Origin of the sequence: Flavobacterium akiainvivens, assembly GCF_001278115.1 — a bacterium.
GTDB classification, from domain to species: domain Bacteria; phylum Bacteroidota; class Bacteroidia; order Flavobacteriales; family Flavobacteriaceae; genus Flavobacterium; species Flavobacterium akiainvivens.
Genome location: NZ_LIYD01000005.1, coordinates 3946855 through 3969308 on the forward strand (window position 1 = coordinate 3946855; position 22454 = coordinate 3969308).

General features: G+C 45.3%; 18 protein-coding genes. 15 read left to right on the top strand and 3 right to left on the bottom strand.

The window, feature by feature from the left end; genetic code table 11:
- Positions 1-23: 23 nt before the first annotated feature.
- Complete coding sequence (locus AM279_RS17650; protein ID WP_054409372.1) at positions 24-401, bottom strand: SPOR domain-containing protein; 378 nt, start codon at positions 399-401, stop codon at positions 24-26.
- Between the two features lie 215 nt (positions 402-616).
- Between AM279_RS17650 and AM279_RS17655 the strand changes: the two genes are divergently transcribed.
- The 8 genes from AM279_RS17655 to AM279_RS17690 are packed head-to-tail and all read left to right on the top strand — an operon-like array spanning position 617 to position 12272.
- Positions 617-1948: a cytochrome c3 family protein gene (locus AM279_RS17655; RefSeq protein WP_054409373.1), complete on the top strand. Its 1332-nt coding sequence runs from the start codon at positions 617-619 to the stop codon at positions 1946-1948.
- A gap of 35 nt (positions 1949-1983) precedes the next feature.
- Positions 1984-5067, top strand: coding sequence for a TAT-variant-translocated molybdopterin oxidoreductase (locus tag AM279_RS17660; RefSeq protein ID WP_054409374.1), 3084 nt, complete (start codon positions 1984-1986; stop codon positions 5065-5067).
- A gap of 41 nt (positions 5068-5108) precedes the next feature.
- Positions 5109-6533, top strand: a complete 1425-nt coding sequence (gene nrfD / locus AM279_RS17665; RefSeq protein ID WP_054409375.1) for an NrfD/PsrC family molybdoenzyme membrane anchor subunit — start codon at positions 5109-5111, stop codon at positions 6531-6533.
- Between the two features lie 5 nt (positions 6534-6538).
- Entirely contained in the window at positions 6539-7063 is a 525-nt protein-coding gene (locus AM279_RS17670) for a DUF3341 domain-containing protein (RefSeq protein WP_054409376.1), read from the top strand.
- An 8-nt stretch (positions 7064-7071) separates the two neighbouring features.
- Complete coding sequence (locus tag AM279_RS17675; RefSeq protein WP_054409377.1) at positions 7072-7611, top strand: c-type cytochrome; 540 nt, start codon at positions 7072-7074, stop codon at positions 7609-7611.
- A 37-nt stretch (positions 7612-7648) separates the two neighbouring features.
- On the top strand, positions 7649-9199 hold the full coding sequence (locus tag AM279_RS17680) for a hypothetical protein (protein WP_054409378.1): 1551 nt from the start codon (positions 7649-7651) through the stop codon (positions 9197-9199).
- Positions 9200-9218: 19 nt separating this feature from the next.
- The gene (locus tag AM279_RS17685; protein ID WP_054409379.1) at positions 9219-10427 is read left to right on the top strand and encodes a cytochrome c oxidase subunit II; all 1209 of its coding nucleotides are present in this window, start codon (positions 9219-9221) and stop codon (positions 10425-10427) included.
- 36 nt (positions 10428-10463) lie between these two features.
- Positions 10464-12272 carry a cytochrome c oxidase subunit I gene (locus AM279_RS17690; RefSeq protein ID WP_054409380.1) on the top strand — a complete coding sequence of 603 codons (1809 nt, stop codon included), beginning with the start codon at positions 10464-10466 and terminating at the stop codon, positions 12270-12272.
- A 457-nt stretch (positions 12273-12729) separates the two neighbouring features.
- On the opposite strand, the gene AM279_RS17695 is transcribed toward AM279_RS17690, so the two are convergent.
- A complete protein-coding gene (locus tag AM279_RS17695) occupies positions 12730-14154 on the bottom strand; it encodes an APC family permease (RefSeq protein ID WP_054409381.1) in 1425 nt (474 codons plus the stop codon).
- Positions 14155-14290: 136 nt separating this feature from the next.
- Here AM279_RS17695 and AM279_RS17700 point away from each other — a divergent pair, with 136 nt between their 5' ends.
- From AM279_RS17700 to queG, 4 genes are read left to right on the top strand one after another with little or no spacing between them, the layout of a single operon-like run.
- Positions 14291-14584 (top strand): GNAT family N-acetyltransferase, encoded by a 294-nt coding sequence (locus AM279_RS17700; protein ID WP_054410401.1) that lies wholly within the window; start codon positions 14291-14293, stop codon positions 14582-14584.
- A 29-nt stretch (positions 14585-14613) separates the two neighbouring features.
- The gene (gene ruvB / locus AM279_RS17705) at positions 14614-15639 is read left to right on the top strand and encodes a Holliday junction branch migration DNA helicase RuvB (RefSeq protein WP_054409382.1); all 1026 of its coding nucleotides are present in this window, start codon (positions 14614-14616) and stop codon (positions 15637-15639) included.
- 1 nt (position 15640) lies between these two features.
- The gene (locus tag AM279_RS17710; protein WP_054409383.1) at positions 15641-16243 is read left to right on the top strand and encodes a hypothetical protein; all 603 of its coding nucleotides are present in this window, start codon (positions 15641-15643) and stop codon (positions 16241-16243) included.
- Positions 16244-16278: 35 nt separating this feature from the next.
- A complete protein-coding gene (queG, locus tag AM279_RS17715) occupies positions 16279-17208 on the top strand; it encodes a tRNA epoxyqueuosine(34) reductase QueG (protein ID WP_054409384.1) in 930 nt (309 codons plus the stop codon).
- A 4-nt stretch (positions 17209-17212) separates the two neighbouring features.
- Here queG and AM279_RS17720 read toward each other — a convergent pair whose 3' ends face one another.
- A complete protein-coding gene (locus tag AM279_RS17720; protein ID WP_054409385.1) occupies positions 17213-17821 on the bottom strand; it encodes a hypothetical protein in 609 nt (202 codons plus the stop codon).
- A gap of 126 nt (positions 17822-17947) precedes the next feature.
- On the opposite strand from AM279_RS17720, the gene AM279_RS17725 reads away from it, so the two are divergent.
- The 3 genes from AM279_RS17725 to AM279_RS17735 all read left to right on the top strand — a co-directional run bounded on the left by AM279_RS17725 (position 17948) and on the right by AM279_RS17735 (position 22451).
- Complete coding sequence (locus tag AM279_RS17725) at positions 17948-19381, top strand: sensor histidine kinase (RefSeq protein ID WP_082344261.1); 1434 nt, start codon at positions 17948-17950, stop codon at positions 19379-19381.
- Entirely contained in the window at positions 19378-20064 is a 687-nt protein-coding gene (locus tag AM279_RS17730; RefSeq protein ID WP_054409387.1) for a response regulator transcription factor, read from the top strand. The genes AM279_RS17725 and AM279_RS17730 overlap by 4 nt, the downstream gene beginning before the upstream one ends.
- Positions 20065-20159: 95 nt before the next feature.
- Complete coding sequence (locus tag AM279_RS17735; RefSeq protein ID WP_054409388.1) at positions 20160-22451, top strand: NADP-dependent malic enzyme; 2292 nt, start codon at positions 20160-20162, stop codon at positions 22449-22451.
- Positions 22452-22454: the final 3 nt, after the last annotated feature.

Below are 22454 nucleotides of genomic sequence, written 5' to 3' on the forward strand. Positions count from 1 at the left end.
GACTTTTTTTTATTGTGTAGTGCTTACTTGTTGGGTTGTACCACAAGGGCATACGGGTATTTTTTGTGTATTTCCTCAAGCGCCCTTTCGGCATCTATGCGGCTGGCGTAGCTGCCTACCAGTACTTTATAGGTAGGGCTTTCAAATATTATGGTGCCATCGGTTTCCGGAAAGGCTTTTTTAAATTCCTGCATGGTTTTGCGGGCCTTTTCGTTGTCGCCATAAAATATTTGTACCTTGTATTTGTCGTTCAGGGTAATCTGCGAGCTTATCTTGCGCTTGTCATTGAGCAATTCCTCAAATTTTGGGTCTTGCGTTACGGTTTGTGCCTGGGTTTTTGCTGCTGCCAAAATGGCAAAAAGCGTGACACCCAGTGTGGTGCTTAATTTTAAAATTCTCATACTTAAGTATCTTTAAAACAAATGTACGACATATCTATATTTGTGGGGTAAATGCAATTTATTTAGAATTGTTATAAATTAACCACTAACATTTATTTAAGGTTTGAGAATTGCCCTTAAGTCGTATTTTTGCTAAAGTTTTTTTAAAAGTGCATAGTATCTTTAAAATACCATTAAAAACTGTGCCAAAAATACTGTCGATAATCATCTATAATATGAAAAAAGTGGGTAACCATACTTCGATTTCAAGAATTTTACTGTTTTGCCTGGCGGTTTCGCTAACTTTTTCCCTACCATCATTTGCGCAGGATGCACCTGCTGCCGCTCCCGCGGCTGCTGCCCCTGCTGCCGAAGCTGCTGCTCCTGCAGCGGCCGGAGATCCGGTAAAGGGTAAAGAATTGTTTAACGCTAACTGTGCTTCGTGCCACAAACTTGATGCAGCCTCTACCGGCCCTAAGCTTAGGGGTGTTGCTGAAAAGCACGATAAGCAATGGCTTTACAAGTGGATTCATAACAGCAGCGAGATGATCAAATCTGGCGATGCTGCGGCTGTAAAGCTGTTTAATGAAAACAATAAAGTAACAATGACGGCTTTCCCTCAGTTGAGCGAGGCTGACATTGATAACATACTTGCTTACACAAGTGCTCCTGCCCCTGTGGTTGAGAATAAGCCTGGGCCTGTTGCTTCTGCTTCTGGTTCTGGTGTTTCTGAAACCATTATCCTTGGTGCGCTTATCCTTGTGCTTGCGGTACTTATTGTAATGCTGGTTCTTGTAAACCGCACCCTTAAAAGGGTTGCTGCTGCAAACGGTGTTGTAGTGCCTGTTAAAGAGCCGGGTGTTTCGGTTTGGAAAGCGTATGCTAAAAACCAGTTCCTTGTGCTTGTAACGGCTATTCTGTTGCTGCTTGCTTCTTCATACTACCTTTACGGGTGGCTAATGCAGGTGGGTGTAGACCAAAACTACCAGCCGGTACAGCCTATCCACTTCTCTCACAAAATTCACGCGGGTGATAACGGTATTGACTGTAAATACTGTCACTCTGCTGCAAGGGTAAGTAAAAACTCAGGTATCCCTTCTCTTAACGTGTGTATGAACTGCCACAAAAACATTGCAGAATTTGCAGGTGATAAAGATTCGGTTTACGACCACTCTAAAGAATTCTACACCGGCGAAATCAAAAAACTATACACTGCTGTAGGCTGGGATGGTGCTACGCAAAAATATACAGGCAAAACTGCCCCGGTTAAATGGGTAAGGATACACAACCTTCCTGACTTTGTTTACTTCAACCACTCTCAGCACGTAAGCGTTGCAGGTGTAGAGTGCCAAAAGTGCCACGGCCCTGTTGAAACATTTGAAGTAATGAAGCAGTTCTCTCCGCTAACAATGGGCTGGTGTGTTAACTGTCACCGTGAAACTGATGTTAAGGTTGAGGGTAATGCCTACTACACAAAAATCCACGATGAGCTGGCTAAGAAGTTTGGCAAGCAGAAGCTTACAGCGGCCGATATGGGTGCTACAGAGTGTGGAAAATGTCACTATTAATCAATTTACTAAGAAGCTAATATCTATATAAAACCATGGCATCAAACAAAAAATACTGGCAAAGTGTTGAGGAGCTGAATGAAAACAGCCCCATTGTTGAGACGCTGAGAAATAACGAGTTTGCAGAAGAAATTCCTGTTGACGAATTCCTTGGCGACAAAGAAGCTTTGTCAAATTCATCTACAAGCCGTCGTGACTTTTTGAAATTTGTAGGCTTCAGTACTGCAGCTGCATCTCTTGCTGCATGTCAGGGCCCCGTTATAAAATCTATCCCTTATGTGGTACAGCCGGAGGAAATCATTCCGGGTGTGTGGGATTACTATGCAACCACAATGGCAGATGGTTTCGACTTTGCCAACATTCTTGTAAAAACCCGCGAGGGCCGTCCTATTAAAGTAGAGGCTAACAAGCTTGCAGGTGCTAAGTTCTCGGCTAACGGCCGTGTGCACGCATCGGTACTTTCACTTTATGACAGCCTGCGCCTTAAGCAACCCCTTGTAGACAGCAAGCCTGCTACATGGACAACGGTTGATGCTAAAGTAGCTAAAGGCCTTGCCGAAGCTGCTGCGGGTGGTGGCCAGGTAGTGGTACTTACCGGTACTGTTGCCAGCCCGTCTACTGAAAAACTAATTGCTGAGTTTGGTGCCAAATACGGCGCTAACTTTAAGCATGTTGTATATGATGCCGTATCGTCTTCTGAAGCGCTTGACGCGTACCAGCAGGTGTATGGCGAAAGGGCCCTTGCTGATTATGATTTCGGTAAGGCTGATGTTATCCTTGCTGTAGGTGCTGATTTCCTTGGCGACTGGCAGGGTGGCGGATTTGACGGTGGCTATGCCCAAAACCGTATCCCTAAAAAGACTGCAACTAAAACGTATATGTCTAAGCATATACAGATAGAGTCTAACATGACCCTTTCTGGTGCTAATGCTGATAAGCGTATACCGCTTACGGTAACCGAGCAAAAATATGCTGTAGTTAAAATATTTAATATTGTAACCGGTTCAAGTGTTCCTGTGCCTGCTGTAAACAAGGCGTATGAGCAGGAAGTTATAAAAGCCGCTGAGCAGCTTTCTAAAGCAGGTACCCGCGGTGTGTTTGTAACCGGCCTTGATGATGTAAATGCGCAGCTTCTTGCATTTGCCATCAACCAGAAGCTTGCTTCTGAGGCTTTCAACCCGGGTGCGCCACGCTATGTGCGTAAAGGCGATGCCAAAGCGGTTAAGCAGCTTGTAGCTGATATGAAAGCCGGTGCGGTTCACACGCTAATCCTAAACAACGTAAACCCGGTTTACACACTTCCAAACGGTGCTGAGTTTGCTGAAGTCCTTAAGAAAGTTAAACTTTCTGTATCATTCACACTAAGGAATGATGAAACGGCCAAGCACACTACAGTTGCTGCTGCTGCCCCTCACTACCTTGAGTCTTGGGGAGATGTTAGCGTAGCAAAAGGATATTATGCTGTAACGCAGCCTACCATCCGTCCGCTGTTTGATACTAAGCAATTCCAGGATGCCCTTCTTTCATGGAGTGGCAATACTACCCCATATTATGATTACCTTAAAGCGGTTGCCGCTACTGCTGTAGCAGGCAAAACGTGGAACCAGCTGGTGCACGATGGTGTTGCTGTTAGCGAGGTGGCCCCAACAACGGCTACAGGTGCTGCTGATTTTAGCGGTGCTGCTGCAACACTTGCAAGCGCTAAGGCGGTTAACGGCACACTTGAGCTTGTGCTTTACACAAAAACAGGCCTTGGTGACGGCCAGCAGGCTAACAACCCATGGCTACAGGAATTCCCTGACCCTATTACAAGGACGTCTTGGGATAACTACATAACAGTATCTAAAGCTGATGCTGAAGCCCTTGGCCTTGAGAACTGGAACGTAGCTAACGGTGGCCTTAACGGTAGCGTTGTTACGGTAACGGTTAACGGTGTTGAGCTTAAAGATGTTCCGGTAATTATACAACCGGGCCAGGCTAAAGGTACTGCCGGCCTTGCACTTGGCTATGGCCGTGCAGAAGGCATGAAAGCTGAAATGGTAGTGGGTGTTAATGCCTACACACTATATAATAACTTTAATTCTTTCCAGAATGTTAAGCTAACCAAGCAGGCAGGCGAACATGAGTTTGCATGTGTACAGCTTCAGAAAACCCTTATGGGCCGTGGCGACATTGTGAAAGAAACTACACTGGCTGACTTTGGTGCTAAATCTCCGGCAGAGTGGAATGAGATGCCACAGGTATCGTATGACCACCAGGAGGTTCCTGCTGCTTCGATTGACCTTTGGGAATCGTTTGACAGGAGTACAGGCCACCACTTTAACCTATCGATTGACCTTAATGCCTGTACAGGTTGTGGTGCGTGTGTAATTGCATGTCACGCCGAGAACAACGTACCGGTTGTAGGTAAGAGCGAAATTCGCCGTAGCCGCGATATGCACTGGCTGCGTATTGACAGGTACTACTCATCTGAAGAAACGTTTAAAGGTGATGTTGAGAAGAAAGATGCGGCCCATGGCCTTATGAATTCTATCGACACCTTTACCAGTATGGAAGACCCGTCTGAGAACCCTCAGGTAGTATTCCAGCCGGTAATGTGCCAGCACTGTAACCACGCACCATGTGAAACTGTATGCCCTGTGGCTGCAACATCTCACGGCCGCCAGGGCCAGAACCACATGGCTTACAACCGTTGTGTGGGTACCCGTTACTGTGCAAACAACTGTCCTTACAAAGTGCGCCGTTTTAACTGGTTCCTTTACAACAACAACAAAGACTTTGACTTTAACATGAACGACGACCTTGGCCGTATGGTGCTTAACCCGGATGTGGTGGTGCGCTCTCGCGGTGTAATGGAAAAATGTTCGTTCTGTATTCAGGCTACCCAGGCGGTTATCCTTCAGGCTAAGCGCGATGGCAGGGTAGTAGGTAAAGACGAGTTTAACGATGCTTGCGCTTGTAGTGCTGCATGTTCAAGCGGTGCTATGGTATTTGGCGATGTTAACAATGCCGAAGACCCTATCACAAGGCTTAAGGAAGATGACAGGGCTTACCACCTGCTTGACCACATTGGCACCAAGCCTAATGTATTCTACCACGTTAAAGTAAGGAATACATAGTAGTAAAAAAGTATTAATAAAGAAACAAACATAAAAGTATTATGTCGTCTCATTACGAAGCACCCATTAGAAAACCCTTAATTATAGGTGACAAAAATTACCACGATGTAACAGTTGATGTTGCAAGGCCGGTAGAAGGCAGGGCAAATAAGCAGTGGTGGATTGCGTTCGCCATATCGCTTACCGCCTTTTTATGGGGCGTGGCGAGTGTTGCCTATACGGTAGGTCACGGTATCGGTACATGGGGATCAAATAAAACAGTAGGCTGGGCCTGGGATATTACCAACTTCGTTTGGTGGGTAGGTATTGGCCACGCCGGTACACTAATCTCGGCGGTTCTGCTATTATTCCGTCAAAAATGGAGGATGGCCATTAACCGCTCTGCAGAAGCGATGACCATTTTCTCGGTAGTACAGGCAGCTATGTTCCCTGTATTCCACATGGGCCGCCCATGGCTTGCATTTTATGTAATGCCTATACCTAACCAGTATGGCTCTCTATGGGTAAACTTTAACTCACCACTACTTTGGGACGTATTTGCGATTTCAACCTATCTTTCGGTATCGCTTGTGTTCTGGTGGACGGGCCTTCTTCCTGACTTTGCAATGCTTCGCGACAGGGCTATAACACCTTTTACAAAACGCGTTTACTCAATCCTGAGCTTTGGCTGGAGTGGCCGTGCTAAAGACTGGCAGCGTTTTGAAGAAGTATCGCTTGTACTTGCAGGCCTTGCTACGCCACTTGTACTTTCGGTACACACCATTGTATCGTTTGACTTTGCTACCTCGGTAATACCGGGCTGGCACACCACCATCCTTCCTCCGTACTTTGTTGCCGGTGCAATCTTCTCTGGTTTCGCCATGGTTAACACGCTACTTATTATCATGAGGAAGGTGTCTAACCTTGAAGCTTACATTACCATACAGCACATAGAACTTATGAACATAGTAATCATGATTACGGGTTCTATTGTGGGTGTGGCGTATATAACAGAGCTGTTTGTTGCCTGGTACTCGGGCGTTGAATACGAACAGTATGCCTTCCTTAACCGTGCTACGGGCCCTTACTGGTGGTCGTACTGGTTGATGATGACATGTAACGTTATCTCTCCGCAGGTAATGTGGTTTAAAAAGATACGTACAAGCATTACGGTATCGTTTGTTATATCGCTTGTAGTAAACGTAGGTATGTGGTTTGAGCGTTTTGTAATTATTGTTACATCACTACACCGCGATTACCTTCCGTCATCATGGACCATGTTCCAGCCTACATGGGTAGATGCCGGTTTCTATATTGGTACAATAGGTTTCTTCTTCGTGCTGTTCCTGCTTTATTCAAGGAGTTTCCCTGTAATTGCACAGGCCGAGGTAAAATCTATCATGAAAACAAGCAGCGAAACGTATAAGAAGCTTCATGCTGCACACGCACACGACGATCATTCACATTCAGAACATAACCATCATTAATATCCATGAGCAATAAAGTATTACACGTATTGTACAATGACGATGATATCCTGATGGATGCGGTTAAAAAAACCCGCGCCGCTCATCATCACATTGAAGAAGTTTTTACGCCATTCCCGGTACACGGCCTTGATAAGGCAATGGGCCTGGCGCCTACAAGGCTGGCAATATGCGCGTTTATATACGGGCTTGTGGGTCTTTCTGTTGCCACGTCAATGATGTACTACATCATGATTGTAGACTGGCCACAGGATATAGGTGGTAAGCCAAGCTTTGCCTACTATATGAACATGCCTGCCTTTGTGCCGGTAATGTTTGAAATGACCGTATTTTTTGCGGCTCACTTAATGGTAATAACCTTTTATATGAGGAGCAGGCTATGGCCGTTTAAACAAGCTGAGAACCCAGACGTAAGGACTACAGACGACCACTTTTTAATGGAAGTGCCTGTACACGGAGATGAAAACGAACTTGTTTCGTTCTTTCAGCAAACCGGTGCCGTTGAAGTTAAAGTAATTGAAAAGCATTAATAAGACGTATGAAAGCAATATATAAGATAGCACTTGCAGTTACTGTTTCGGCAGGACTTGCCTCGTGCTTTGATACAAGGGAACCTAACTACCAGTACATGCCTAACATGTATGAAAGTGCAGGTTATGAAACTTATTCAGAGTCTAATGCTTTTGCTAACGGCAAAGAAGGCCAGCTGCCTGCCACAGGCTCTATTAAAAGGGGCTTTGTGCCGTATGAAATTCCTAACACCCCGGAAGGGTATGAGGCTTCTAAAGCTAACCCGGTACCGGCAGAGGCAGGAGCTTATGACGAGGCTAAAGCCAAAGAATTGTTTACCATTTACTGCGCTATATGCCACGGCGATAAAGGCGATGGCAAAGGAAACCTTGCCAAGCGTGAGAAGTTTGCCGGTGTGCCCGATTATAAGGCAAGGCAAATTACCGTGGGAAGCGTTTTCCATGTAGAAACTTACGGACTTAACATGATGGGTAGCCACGCAAACCAGCTTACACAGGCTGAACGCTGGCAGGTAGCCCAGTATGTTATGCAGCTTAAGGGCCAATAGTAAATTTTAAATTGTAGAACACAGAAAGCATATAAATATGTACACATTTTCTAGTAAATTAAAAACTTTTGCCTTTGTGCTTATGGTGCTTGGTGCCCTGGGCGTAGGCTATAGTTTTTTTACTGCACCGAAAACCCTTGACGATGCCAAGGCTATTATTGAGGCTGAACATGCACATGGCCACGGCGCTGAAGCCCATGGCGATGCTCACCATGATGATGCCCACCATGCAGAAGCGGCCCATGATGCGCACGCTGAACATGCCGAAACAGTAGTAGTTGAAAAAACAGAAGCCGAAGTGGCTGCAACTGCCCATGACAGTGTGGGTGCTGCTGAAATTAAGGCTGAAACAGACACGGTTCATGCTACAGCTACCGCAGAGGCCGGCCACGAAGGCCATGACCACGATGCACACGCTGAGGCTGCACACGCAGGCCACGATGCCCATGCAGGACATGAGGCTCATGCTGCCCACGATGCAGACCACCACGCTGAGCACGTATTCCACCAGCTGCAAAACAAGCCATGGGCTGCCGTTTATGTTGCTGCGCTGTTTTTCTTTTTGATATCACTTGGCGTACTTGCTTTCTACGCTATACAAAACGCTGCACAGGCAGGATGGTCTCCGGTACTTTTCCGTGTTATGGAAGGTATAACAGGCTACCTGGTTTGGGGTGCTGCCATAGTGCTTGCCCTTCTTGTTGCAGGTGTGCTGCAAATACACCACATCTTTATATGGATGGATCCTGAGGTTGTTGCCCATGACCACCTTATACAGGGTAAAACAGGTTTCCTTAACGGGCCGTTCTTCCTAATCCGTGCTGTTGTGTTTATGGGTGGCTGGATTTTTTACCGCTACTACTCTCGCAAGCTATCCCTTGCACAAGACGAGGCTACAGATAACCTTTCTTACAAGAAAGCGTTTAAAGCTGCCGCTGCATTCCTTGTATTCTTTATTGTAACAGAATCTATCTCATCTTGGGACTGGATCATGTCGGTTGACCCGCACTGGTACAGCACCCTGTTTGGCTGGTATGTGTTTGCAAGCTTCTTTGTAAGCGGCATCACTACAATTGCCCTTATAACGCTTTACCTTAAATCAAGGGGCTACCTTGAGTATGTAAACACAAGCCACATACACGACCTTGCCAAGTTTATGTTTGGTATAAGCGTGTTCTGGACGTACCTTTGGTTCTCTCAGTTTATGCTAATGTGGTATGCTGATATACCGGAAGAGGTTACTTACTTTAAAATGCGTATAGAAAACTATAACCTGCCGTTCTTTGGCATGGTGGCACTTAACTTTGTGTTCCCGGTTCTTATACTTATCAATACCGACTTTAAGCGCCTTTCATGGATTGTAACCCTTGCAGGTATTATTATCCTTACGGGCCACTACATTGACTTCTATAACATGATTATGCCGGCTACCGTGGGCGACCAGTGGTTTATCGGCGCAGGCGAAATAGGTGCTGTACTGTTTTTCCTTGGCCTGTTTATCTTTGTAGTATTTACTACGCTAACCAAGCAGCCGCTGCTTGCCAAGCGCAACCCGCTAATTGAGGAAAGTAAGCATTTTCATTATTAATATTTAAAGAAATAAACAAATGACAGGTTTATTGATATTTGCAGTTATCATTTTATTGGGCGTTGCCATCTGGCAGCTATCTAAGATATTCCAGCTTACCAAGATTGGCGCCGCAGTTTATAATGAAAACAGCGAAGTTGCTACCGATAAGGATAATAATGTAAACGGATGGCTGATGTTTGCTTTTGTAGCCTTCATCTACATCTTCACCATAGTGGGCCTTGTTAAATGGGGTCACTTTGCACTGGGCACACCGGCTTCTGAGCACGGCCCGCAGTATGACAACCTTCTTGCCATATCATTCTGGATTATATTTACAGTTCAGTTTTTAACCCAGTTCCTGCTACACTACTTTAGCTTTAAATACAGGGGCAAGCAGGGCAATGTGGCATATTACTATGCCGATAACGACAAACTTGAGTTTGTATGGACCATAATCCCGGTTATTGTTCTTGCTGTACTTATCCTTTACGGGCTATATGCATGGACTAACATTATGTTTGTGGCCGATGAAGATAAAGAAGATGCACTGTATGTAGAGGTATATGCCAAACAGTTTAGTTGGGAAGTGCGTTATGCCGGTAAAGACGGTGTACTGGGCAAGGCTAACGTAAGGTATATTGAAGGCGTAAACACCATGGGTGTTGATATGGCCGACCCTCACGCTGCCGATGATATCCCTGCAAGCGAGCTGCACCTGCCAAAAGGCAAGCGTGTTATATTTAAGTTCCGCTCTCAGGATGTACTGCACTCTGCTTATATGCCACACTTCCGTGCGCAGATGAACGTGGTGCCGGGCATGGTAACAGAGTTTAGCTTTATACCTACACTTACTACAGCCGAAATGCGCGAAGACCAGAAGATAATGAACAAGGTGGCGCACATTAACGATATACGTTCTAAAAAGAGCGAGGAACTGGTTGCCGATGGCAAACCTGCACTTGAGCCTTATACATTTGACTACCTGCTGCTTTGTAACAAAATATGCGGCCCGTCTCACTACAACATGCAAATGAAAATTGTAGTTGACGAGAAAGCTGATTTTGACAAGTGGATAGCAGACCAGAAAACACTGGGCACAGCTGTTAAGGAAAGCCAGGAAAAACCGGCTGAAGGCGGCGAAGGCGCTCCTGCTACAGATACTGCAGCTAAAGACACTGCCGCAGCAGTTATACCACAGGACACCACTAAACCGGTAGCACAGGCGGCACAGCCTGCGGCTCATTAAAATATAATTTTTTTAAATACTCTTAATTAAAGAAATATGTCAGCAGTAGGACACGAAATACACGGCCACGACGACCACCACGATGCTCACGACCATCATCACAAAGAAACGTTTATAACTAAATACATATTTAGTATAGACCACAAGATGATTGCCAAGCAGTACCTGATTACAGGTACCATAATGGGTATAATAGGCATCGTTATGTCATTATTATTCCGTATGCAAATTGCATGGCCGGAGGAGTCGTTTACCGTATTTAAAGTGCTTTTAGGCGATAAGTTTGCACCGGGAGGTGTAATGAAAAACGATATTTACCTGGCCCTTGTTACCATACACGGTACCATAATGGTATTCTTTGTACTAACAGCCGGTTTGAGCGGTACTTTTAGTAACCTTCTTATTCCGTTGCAAATTGGTGCACGAGATATGGCATCAGGCTTTATGAACATGGTTTCTTACTGGTTGTTCTTCCTGTCTGCCGTTATCATGGTTATCTCTCTTTTTGTTGAAGCTGGCCCTGCCTCTGCTGGATGGACAATTTACCCGCCGCTTTCTGCCATCCCTGAAGCTATTCCCGGTTCGGGTGCAGGTATGACGCTTTGGCTGGTATCTATGGCCATATTCATTGCTTCATCGCTAATGGGTTCTCTTAACTATGTTGTTACGGTTATCAACCTAAGGACTAAAGGTATGAGCATGACAAGGCTACCGCTTACAATATGGGCGTTCTTTGTTACGGCTATCATTGGTATCGTATCGTTCCCTGTACTGCTTTCAGCTGCATTGCTGCTTATCATGGACAGGAGCTTTGGTACTTCATTCTTCCTTTCTGATATCTTTATTGCAGGCGAGGTTACCCACTACCAGGGTGGTTCTCCGGTACTGTTTGAGCACCTTTTCTGGTTCCTTGGCCACCCGGAGGTATACATTGTACTGCTACCTGCCCTTGGTATTACATCTGAAATTATTGCAACCAACGCCCGTAAGCCTATCTTTGGCTACCGCGCGATGATTGCTTCAATACTTGCTATTGCATTCCTTTCAACCATCGTTTGGGGACACCACATGTTCGTGTCGGGTATGAACCCATTCCTTGGTTCGGTATTTACCTTTACTACGCTACTGATTGCTATACCGTCTGCGGTTAAGGCATTCAACTATATTACAACACTATGGAGGGGTAACCTGCAAATGAACCCTGCCATGCTGTTTTCAATAGGCCTTGTGTCTACATTCATCTCTGGTGGTCTTACAGGTATTATACTTGGTGACTCTACGCTGGATATTAACATACACGATACGTACTTTGTGGTTGCTCACTTCCACCTTGTAATGGGTATCTCTGCACTATACGGTATGTTTGCCGGTATTTACCACTGGTTCCCTAAGATGTTTGGCCGTATGATGAACAAAACCCTTGGTTACATCCATTTCTGGGTAACTGCGGTGTGTGCTTATGGTGTATTCTTCCCAATGCACTTTATAGGTATGGCCGGCTTACCAAGGCGTTACTACTCAAACTCGGCATTCCCGCTGTTTGATGAGCTACAGGACGTTAACGTGCTAATTACCATGTTTGCTATAATAGGTGCTGCATTCCAGCTTATATTCCTGTGGAACTTCTTCTACAGCATATTTAAAGGTAAACGCGCCGTGCAAAACCCATGGAGGAGTAACACACTTGAGTGGACTACACCGGTTGAGCACATACACGGTAACTGGCCGGGTGAAATACCTGAAGTATACAGGTGGCCGTATGACTACAGCAAGCCCGGGCATGACGAAGACTTTGTACCTCAAACAGTGCCTATGAAAGAAGGCGAGGAGCAACTTCACCACTAAGATTTAATCTTACCCCATATAGAAGCGACAGGTTATCCTGTCGCTTTTTTTATACCCTCAGGCAACCATTTTCACGATATATCGTGAATTTTTTTTGAGGTGGGATACGAGGTGGGTTTAGTTTTTTTGATGCTATATGCGAATATGGGTTTTTAAAAAATTCACGATATGTCGTGAATTTTATCCTTTCTGATGTATTTTGACCTTAACCGGGGATGCTGAAATTTGTCTAAAAAGACGTTTTTTGATACCGGATTTTGGGTGGGATATTTTCAATCCAATTTTCAGGTTCCAAAACCTGAAACGTTAGACCTGAAACCTTAAACTTTCTTAACCAATCTCAATGTCCAAAAGTGAAATATTAAGCACTTTTTGGGATCTTATTGTAGGTTTTTACTGCAATAAAAAAGCCTGCCGAAAATGCATCCGGCAGGCTTTTTTAGAATGTATGGATATGTTATTGTACTTTTGGTTTTGTAAGGTAATACACCGGAACACCAGCCAGCATAATTAGTACGCCCCAGCCGCAGGTTTCGGTCTTATCTATAAGTAAAAACGTACAGAATGCGGCCGCCAACACTATATATAGCGCAGGTAGCACCGGATAGCCAAAAGCCCTGTAAGGACGCGGCATATGGGGCATTTTACGCCTTAAAATAAAGATTCCGGCAATGGTAAGGATGTAAAAGATGACTACAATAATCATCACGTAGTCAAGTAGTTGTCCGTACTTTCCGGTAAGGCACAGTGCTGATGCCCAGATGCACTGAAACCACAGCCCCCAGCCGGGTACACTGGCGCTGTTTAGGCCAGCAGCCTGCTTAAAGAACAGCCCGTCTTTTGCCATAGTATAGTACACGCGCGCACCGGCCAGAATGAGCCCGTTGTTGCAGCCAAACGTTGATATCATGATAGTTACGGCTATAATATAGGTGCCAATGTTGCCAAAAATGGGTTGGGAAGCGGCTACGGCCACACGGTCATCTGCCGCAAAGGCAATGCCATCGAGCGGTAAAACGGCCAGGTACATCAGGTTAGCGCTGATGTAAATAATAGTAACTATCAGTGTGCCAAAGAATAAGCTAAGCCCTACGTTGCGTTGCGGGTCTTTAATCTCGCCTGAAATGAAGGTAACGCCGTTCCACGCGTCACTACTGAACAACGACCCAACCATACTGGCCGCAATGGCCGAAAACAGGGCTGTTCCACCGATTGTAAGCCAGGTTCCGGCATCTCCCGAGGCCTCTTTAATGAACGATTTCGCCTCCCAGGCATTGGCCCAATTGGCACTCCAAACGCCTGAGTCAAAGGCTATAAAGCCAAATACTATAAGCCCGCCCAATGAGGCTATCTTGGTGATTGTCAGAATGGTTTGTATCCATTTGCCATTTTTTACCCCACGGCTGTTGATGTAAGTAAGCAGTATTATGGTTACAATGGATACTATTTGCGCGGCATTGAGTTTAAAATCAGCTATTTGCCATAGTATGTGCTTGTCGCTTAAAGGCTCATACAGGTAGGCTGCAAATTTGCTAAATGCCACACCCACAGCGGCTATGGTGCCGGTTTGTATCACTGCAAAGAAGCTCCAGCCGTAGAGAAACGCCACCAGCTTGTTATAGGCCTCCTTAAGGTAAACGTACTGCCCGCCCGCCCTGGGGAACATGGCGCTCAGTTCGCCATAGCTTACGGCGGCAATCATGGTCATAAACCCTGATATTACCCATATTAGCGTAAGCCAGCCCGCGCTGCCCACCTGCCGCACTATGTCTGAACTCACTATAAAAATACCCGAGCCTATCATGCTGCCCACCACCAGCATAGTGCCGTCTAAAAGGCCTAATTCACGCTTTAAGTGCTTGTCTTCGTGTTGTGTATCCATTGTTGTTTATTGGTTAGTGTGGCCTAAAGATAGGCTTTTTAACCTTATGGTAACACGTTGATTATAACACAACATTACAATTGCAATAAGGTGTTTTAACAATAGAACAATGTACCTTTGCCTTAAAATCACTGCTATGGAACCCGTTGAATTTAAGGTAAATGACACCCTGAAACAGTTTGAACTGCACGTTGAAGGCGAGGTGGCCTACCTGGAATACTTTTTTGAAGGCAAGAAAATCTTCCTTACCCATACCGAAACCCCTAAATCGCTTCGTGGTAAAGGCTATGCTAAAGAGTTGGTTAAGCGTAGTTTAGAACATACTAAACAACATAAGTATGTGGTAGTGCCGGCCTGCTCTTTTGTGGCGGATTATGTTAACCATAACCCTGAGTGGCGTGCTATCCTTTCTGAAGGTTACCAAATGTAAGCTAACTGATTTTGCGTTATATTTGCCCTATGAACGCGAATCTTGACCCTACAAACCAAAACTATAACCCCGAAGAGCTTGACCTGGAAAAGAGGCTGAGGCCTCTGTCATTTGACGATTTTACAGGCCAGCAGCAGGTTCTGGACAACCTGCAGGTGTTCGTGCAGGCAGCAAATATGCGTGGCGAAGCGCTTGACCACACGCTGTTTCACGGGCCTCCGGGGCTTGGTAAGACCACTTTGGCCAACATACTGGCCAATGAGCTGGGCGTGGGGATTAAGATTACCAGCGGGCCCGTATTAGACAAACCCGGCGACCTTGCGGGTTTGCTGACCAACCTTGAGGAACGCGATATACTTTTTATAGATGAAATTCACCGCTTGAGCCCTGTGGTTGAGGAATATCTGTACAGTGCAATGGAGGATTTCAAGATTGATATCATGATAGAGAGCGGCCCCAATGCGCGTTCGGTACAAATAGGGCTTAACCCGTTTACACTGGTGGGCGCTACTACCCGCTCGGGATTGTTAACGGCGCCTATGCGGGCGCGTTTTGGTATACAAAGCAGGCTGCAATACTATACTACTGAGCTGCTTACCACTATTGTAGAGCGCAGTTCGGCCATCCTTAAAATGCCTATAACCATGGAGGCTGCCATTGAAATTGCAGGCCGCAGCAGGGGTACGCCGCGTATTGCCAATGCATTGCTGCGCCGCGTGCGCGACTTTGCCCAGATTAAGGGTAATGGTAAAATTGATATAGAAATTGCACGCTATTCGCTTAAGGCGCTGCACGTTGATGCCCACGGCCTTGATGAAATGGACAATAAAATCCTGAATACCATCATCGATAAGTTTAAAGGCGGCCCGGTGGGCTTATCTACTTTAGCCACAGCGGTTTCGGAAAGTGGTGAAACCATCGAGGAAGTGTATGAACCGTTCCTGATACAGGAGGGTTTTATTATCCGTACCCCACGTGGACGTGAAGTTACCGATAAAGCGTACAGGCACTTAGGTAAGGTGAAGCTTGGCAACCAAAGTGGGTTATTTGATTAAAATGGAATCCAACAATTATAGTATTATTGAAATTGATGCTTCCGAACTGGAGGAGACATACTATTATTCTACTTATTCAGCCCTACCTTTCAACAGAGGTACTGTGTTAAAAAGACTGAGTATTATTCCGCAGTCATTATTTGAAGAAAAAGTTAAAAACCTTCATAATATAGTCAATATTTCTGGAAACACTAATCCTGATAAAAATATAACAATACAGGACTTTGCCTTTGATATTCTTACTCATACAGATATCATAGGAAAGTGGAAATACCTTGATGATGACAGTTTTACCGATATGTCTCCCCGTTTTAATACTAGGGAACGTTTTAGGGACGTTCACTTTTGGGAAATTTCAGCTGATGAATTTGCCAACGAACTAGAAAGTGTTTTCCAGTTGGGTTCCTGTTATGGACCAAATTATGATTGTAAGGAAATTAAAACCATTACTAATGATTTTAAAGAAAAGCTTTTATCTCATAGCCCTTACAAAATTTTTGAAACGAAAACGCCGTGGGGTAAATTTTTTATAGGATGGTTTGTTTGCTTTGTTATTATTAGAAATGATGATTTGATAATATTTGCAGCAGATGATTACGATTAATGATAGCAGGCAAATTTGATGAGAGCTAATGCTGAATGATTGATAACAAACAGAAATATAGTGCTTTAATTAAGGCTGAGGCGAAGAGGCTCGGCTTTATTTCTTGTGGGATATCCCGAGCTGGCTTTTTAGAGGAGGAGGCTCCAAGGCTTGAAAAATGGCTCAACGAGAACCGCCACGGCAAGATGCAGTATATGGAGAACCACTTTGATAAGCGGCTCGACCCTACGTTGTTGGTTGATGGTGCTAAAAGTGTTATCTCGCTGTTGCTCAACTATTACCCTGAAGAAAAACAGGTTTCTGATACATTTAAGATATCTAAATATGCCTACGGGCAGGACTATCATTTCGTAATAAAAGAGAGGCTTAAAGGGCTTTTGTATTCTATAAATGAACACATTGGCGAAGTAGGCGGCAGGGCTTTTGTAGACAGTGCCCCGGTACTCGACAAAGCCTGGGCAGCCAAAAGCGGCCTTGGTTGGATAGGAAAGAACAGCAACCTGCTGAGCAAGCAGGTGGGCTCGTTTTTCTTTATAGCCGAACTGATTGTGGATATTGAACTGGAGTATGACCACGCTGTGACCGACCACTGTGGCTCCTGCACTGCCTGTATAGATGCGTGCCCCACACAGGCCATCATTCAGCCGTATGTGGTGGATGGCTCTAAATGTATATCGTACTTTACCATAGAACTTAAGGAAAACATCCCGCAGGAAATGAAAGGCAGCTTTGCCGACTGGGCTTTTGGGTGCGATGTGTGCCAGGATGTGTGCCCGTGGAACCGTTTCAGCAAGCCACACCGCGAGCCGTTATTCAATCCGCATCCTGATTTACTGGGTTTTAGTAAAAAAGACTGGGAGGAAATTACCGAAGATACCTTTAGGGCGGTGTTTAAAAACTCAGCAGTAAAACGCACAAAATTTGAGGGGCTTAAGAGAAATATAGATTTCCTGAAAGCCCCTTGATTAACTACTCAATAAAATTCATCTCAAAAAGTATATAGTGCTTAATACCAAACTCTTTGCCCCAGGTTTCTATGTCTTTTCCGCTGCTTTCTACCGCACACCAGTACTTTCCGCCGTCTTTTTCATAGGGTAAAATATAGGCAAAGGCATAAAAGGGCTTATTAGGCTCAATTGGTAGGTCGGTGCCAAAATCACGTAAGCTGTAATCACTTGTTTTCAGGCCTTTAAACGTATGTGGTACTTCAAAACGGTCGAAAATAAACTTAACCTCAATGTTTTTGCCCTGTGTCTTGCTTATAACCCTAAGTGGCAGTGAATCAGTTTTGTTTACACCAACGTATTCAAAAATACTTGTATTTAAGAGGGTGTCCGTTTTAGACAATTTGCCTTTCCAGAATTGTTTTGCCGTAATGGTAAACTTCTTGTTTTTTAGGCTGTCACCTTTAAAAAGCGTTTTGAAATAGTTGATGTTCTCAAACCGCATCAGGTCCATTATTTCGTTGTTCTCAGAATAGACTTTAGAAGTCATGGCAATAGAGCCTTTGGGTTTTTGTTGTGCAGTGCATAGTGTAATTTGTGCCATAGCCAGCAGGCTAAACAGGATTGATTTCATAATGTATAATGTTTTTGGCAAAAGTATTGCCTGCGTACAGGCTGTTAGGTTAACTAAGCCGTATTAAGGTTAATTAGTGTTAACAGAAATTTTGGGCTTGGTTTTTAAGCGTTATTTTTGGCACTTATGAAACGGAAGATTCTCCTGGCCTTTGTGTTGATGACGGTATGCGTAATAGGTATTACGGCATTGCAGCTGTATTACAGTTATGTAAACTATACGGTGGCAGAGGGTATTTTTAAGAGGGATGCCGACGAGGCGTTCCTTGACGCGCGTGACAGCACCATGGCCTTAAACCGCCGCAGGCTTGAAAAAGAGTTCAGGGGCTGGCTTCAGGATACTACTTATGTAAACATTACCTGCCATTGGGATGCCCAAAAAGAGGAAACCGTATTCAAAATGAAGCACCTGAAACCGATAGAAAAGCTTGGCGGTGCACATGAAATGTCTATGTCAATAAGTACTTTAAACCAGCGGTTTGATTCTATAACCCCACAGGCTAAAAAGCTTTTTATAAACCATATAATGAAAAGCGTTAGCGATGGCCTTAGCCGGGGCACAGTATGGTATTTTACACAGGAACTCGGCGACAGGCTTAGCAAAGCCTACAATAAAACCCCAATAGATACAGTGGTTTTGCGGCAGCAATACCACATGGCGCTAAGCCACAAAAACATTACCCTGCCTTTTGTACTTACCGAAAAGAAACCGGGGTTGGGTTATGACCACACCACATTTGGTGTTAATATAGGCACAGATGGCGAGCGCTATATTTGGGCAGGCTTTACCAATACGGGCGTTTTCCTGCTTGACAGGCTCAAGTGGGTTATTGCCGGCTCGTTACTGTTAATAGGCATTACACTCTTTTGCTTCTGGTATGCACTTAAAACGCTGCTCAGCCAGCAGAAGCTCAATGCCCTTAAGGATGATTTTATTAATAACATGACCCACGAAATACACACGCCCCTGGCGGGTATTACCGTAACGGCACAGGCATTGAAGCAGTTTAGCCATAGCCCCGAAGAGCAGCAAAACTATCTTGATATCATCCTTTACCAGGCCGATAAGCTCAATGCCCTTACCGATGAAATACTGGCCGGAGCCCGTTTAGGTGTTGATAATGAGGAAAAGGAAAGTGTAGGGATTGACGGCTTTTTGCAGGATGTAGTGCAAGGAGTGGGGCAGGCAGCGAGGGTAAATGTTGAAGCTATGCCTAATATAACCGTAAGTATCTATAAAAACCACTTGGGCAGGGCGGTAGCCAATTTGTTTGATAACGCGCTGAAGTATAGCGAGGAGCAGGTTGTACTTTCGTGCAAGGTAGAGAAAAGCACACTGTGTATAAGCGTTACAGATAACGGTTCGGGTATACCTGACGGGTTTAAAAATAAGGTGTTTGATACGTTTTACCGTATCCCCACCGGTAATGTGCACAATATAAAAGGCTACGGGCTTGGCCTTAGCTATGTAAAAAAAGTGGCCACAATGCATGGTGGTAGCGTTTCAGTATCAGATAATACACCACATGGTGCCATTTTTACCTTATTATTACCCTTATGAAACCCTACAGGATACTTTTAGCCGAAGATGAGCCTTTCCTTGGGAAGGTGGTAAAGGAAAGCCTTGAGAAGAAAGGTTATGAGGTGGTATTAGCACCCGATGGGCAAAAGGCATTACAGCTTTATGCAGGAGGTAATTTTGACCTGTGTATTTTTGATGTAATGATGCCCCATAAAGACGGCTTTACGCTGGCGCAGCAAATACGTCAGGGCGATTCCAAAACTCCGGTAATGTTCCTTACCGCAAAGGCCGATATTAAAGATGTAACAGCAGGGTATGCCAGCGGCGGCAACGATTACCTGCGCAAGCCCTTTAGCCTTGATGAGCTATTCCTTCGGGTGGCAGAGTTGTTAAGGCGCAGCCGGTCTGCACCTGCCGAAACCCAGGACGAGCTGATGGTTGGGGGCTATACCTTTTCCCAACGCAGGCAGGAACTAAAAGGCGGTGATGGCGTAGTGCAGAAGCTTTCTCACAAAGAATGCGGGTTGCTGTTGCTGTTGCTCCAGAACAAAAATGAAGTGCTTAACCGAAAGGATGCCCTGCTGAAACTTTGGGGCGATGACAGCTTTTTTAACACCCGTAATATGGATGTTTATATAACAAAACTGCGCAAAAAGCTGCACAACGATGCCTCGGTTGAGATACTCAACATCCGCGGGTATGGCTATAAACTGGTGTGCTGACGGTCTGAAACGATTACCGAAAAAGAAAACCGTTAAAAATTTCAAAGTTACATACATACCTGTACCTTTGTGCATTCGTACAAAAGCCAAACAGCATGAACCAATACAGCAAGCGCCGCGAAGCGCTATTATACCATGCCAAGCCCCATCCGGGCAAAATACAGGTAACCCCAACTAAGCCCTATGCAACCCAGCGCGACTTATCGCTGGCTTACTCTCCGGGCGTGGCAGAACCCTGCCTTGAAATAGCAAAAGACGTTAATAAAGTATATAAATATACGGCCAAAGGTAACCTTGTGGCAGTAATTTCTAACGGTACGGCTGTACTTGGCCTGGGCGATATAGGCCCAGAAGCCAGTAAGCCGGTAATGGAAGGCAAAGGCCTTTTATTTAAGATATTTGCCGATATTGATGTGTTTGATATTGAGGTGGATACTAAAGATGTAGATGCCTTTATTGAAACCGTAAAAAACATAGCCCCAACCTTTGGAGGTATTAACCTTGAAGATATTAAGGCGCCGGAGTCGTTTGAAATAGAACGCAGGCTTGTTGAAGAGCTTAACATACCGGTTATGCACGACGACCAGCACGGTACGGCTATTATATCGTCTTCAGCGCTTATAAATGCTGCCGAACTTGCCGGTAAAAAGCTTGATGAAATAAAGGTGGTGGTTAGTGGTGCCGGTTCGGCGGCGCTGGCATGTGCCAACCTTTATGTGCTGCTTGGCGTTAAGGTAGAAAACATTGTAATGTTCGATGTTAACGGCATGCTGGTTACCAGCCGCGAAGATTTGCTGCCTGTGCAACGCAGGTATGCTAAGGATGGCGAACAGAAAACACTTGCAGAAGCCGTAAAAGGGGCTGATATGTTCCTTGGGCTTAGCGTGGGCAATGTGCTTTCGCCTGAAATGCTGCTGAGCATGGCAAACGACCCTATTGTGTTTGCTATGGCCAACCCAACCCCTGAAATTGATTATGACCTGGCCATTAACACCCGCGAAGACGTGATAATGGCTACCGGCCGCAGCGATAACCCTAACCAGGTTAACAACGTGCTGGGCTTTCCATACATATTCCGCGGAGCGCTCGATGTTAGGGCAACCAAAATAAACGAGGCCATGAAAATGGCTGCGGTACATGCACTTGCCGAGCTTGCAAAAGCCTCTGTGCCGGAGCAGGTAAATATTGCTTATGGCGAAACCAAGCTGCTTTTTGGCCGCGATTACATCATCCCAAAACCCTTTGACCCAAGGCTTATTGCCGTTGTAGCCCCTGCTGTTGCAAAAGCGGCCATGGACAGCGGCGTGGCTCAAAAGCCTATAACCGACTGGGATAAGTATACTGAGGAGCTTTTAGAGCGCCTTGGTAACGATAATAAAATTGTACGCCTGCTTACCAACCGCGCCAAGAGTGCGCCTAAGCGAATTGTGTTTGCTGAGGCAGACCAGCTTAAGGTGCTTAAGGCAGCACAGATTGTTAAGGAAGAGGGTATAGGCGAACCTATACTTTTGGGTAACAGGGAGCTTATTGAATCTATGAAAGAGGAGATAGGTTTTGACAATGAGGTTACTATTATAGACCCGCGTGTAGAGTCTAAACATCCGCGCCTATTGGCGTATGCCGATGCCTTTTGGCAGGCGCGCAGGCGCAGGGGCGTGAGCCAGCTTGATGCCGAAAAGATGATGACCCAGCGCAATTATTTTGGCGCTATGATGGTTAACCAGGGCGATGCCGATGCCATGATAACAGGCTATTCGCGCAATTACCCGGCTTCGGTTAAGCCTATATTACAGCTGGTAGACCGCTCTCAGGGTGTAGAAAGGGTAGCAACAACAAACCTTATGCTTACCGGAAAGGGCCCGATTTTTATATCAGATACAGCCATAAACCCAGACCCAACTGCCGATGAACTGGCGCGTATTGCCCTTATGACGGCGCGCACAGCCCGTATGTTTGGCCTTGATCCGGTTATCGCTATGGTGTCGTTCTCAAACTTTGGTTCGTCTCAGGACCCAAGTGCTGTAAAGGTAAGGCAGGCGGTATCTTACCTGCATAAAAACCACCCTGACCTTATTGTGGATGGCGAAATCCAGGCAGACTTTGCCCTTAACCCGGAAATGCTGGCCGAAAAATTCCCGTTCAGTAAGTTGTCGGGTAAAAAGGTTAACATATTGATATTCCCTAACCTGGAGTCGGCTAACATAACCTACAAGCTACTGAAAGAGCTTAACAAAACCGTTTCTATAGGCCCTATAATGATGGGTATGGACAAGGCGGTGCACATTGTGCAGCTTAACGCCAGTGTAGAAGAAATGGTAAACATGAGTGCTGTGGCTGTGGTTGATGCACAGGAAAAAGAAAAACGCCTTAAAATGGCAAAAAAATAAGCC

Coding starts and splice junctions, on each gene's coding strand:
- AM279_RS17720 (WP_054409385.1), bottom strand. CDS start 17,821: ATGAAATCAATCCTGTTTAGCCTGCTGGCTATGGCACAAATTACACTA.
- ruvB (WP_054409382.1), top strand. CDS start 14,614: ATGAACGCGAATCTTGACCCTACAAACCAAAACTATAACCCCGAAGAG.
- AM279_RS17655 (WP_054409373.1), top strand. CDS start 617: ATGAAAAAAGTGGGTAACCATACTTCGATTTCAAGAATTTTACTGTTT.
- AM279_RS17730 (WP_054409387.1), top strand. CDS start 19,378: ATGAAACCCTACAGGATACTTTTAGCCGAAGATGAGCCTTTCCTTGGG.
- AM279_RS17680 (WP_054409378.1), top strand. CDS start 7,649: ATGTACACATTTTCTAGTAAATTAAAAACTTTTGCCTTTGTGCTTATG.
- AM279_RS17650 (WP_054409372.1), bottom strand. CDS start 401: ATGAGAATTTTAAAATTAAGCACCACACTGGGTGTCACGCTTTTTGCC.
- AM279_RS17700 (WP_054410401.1), top strand. CDS start 14,291: ATGGAACCCGTTGAATTTAAGGTAAATGACACCCTGAAACAGTTTGAA.
- AM279_RS17735 (WP_054409388.1), top strand. CDS start 20,160: ATGAACCAATACAGCAAGCGCCGCGAAGCGCTATTATACCATGCCAAG.
- AM279_RS17670 (WP_054409376.1), top strand. CDS start 6,539: ATGAGCAATAAAGTATTACACGTATTGTACAATGACGATGATATCCTG.
- AM279_RS17725 (WP_082344261.1), top strand. CDS start 17,948: ATGAAACGGAAGATTCTCCTGGCCTTTGTGTTGATGACGGTATGCGTA.
- queG (WP_054409384.1), top strand. CDS start 16,279: ATGATTGATAACAAACAGAAATATAGTGCTTTAATTAAGGCTGAGGCG.
- AM279_RS17695 (WP_054409381.1), bottom strand. CDS start 14,154: ATGGATACACAACACGAAGACAAGCACTTAAAGCGTGAATTAGGCCTT.
- AM279_RS17710 (WP_054409383.1), top strand. CDS start 15,641: ATGGAATCCAACAATTATAGTATTATTGAAATTGATGCTTCCGAACTG.
- nrfD (WP_054409375.1), top strand. CDS start 5,109: ATGTCGTCTCATTACGAAGCACCCATTAGAAAACCCTTAATTATAGGT.
- AM279_RS17675 (WP_054409377.1), top strand. CDS start 7,072: ATGAAAGCAATATATAAGATAGCACTTGCAGTTACTGTTTCGGCAGGA.
- AM279_RS17685 (WP_054409379.1), top strand. CDS start 9,219: ATGACAGGTTTATTGATATTTGCAGTTATCATTTTATTGGGCGTTGCC.
- AM279_RS17660 (WP_054409374.1), top strand. CDS start 1,984: ATGGCATCAAACAAAAAATACTGGCAAAGTGTTGAGGAGCTGAATGAA.
- AM279_RS17690 (WP_054409380.1), top strand. CDS start 10,464: ATGTCAGCAGTAGGACACGAAATACACGGCCACGACGACCACCACGAT.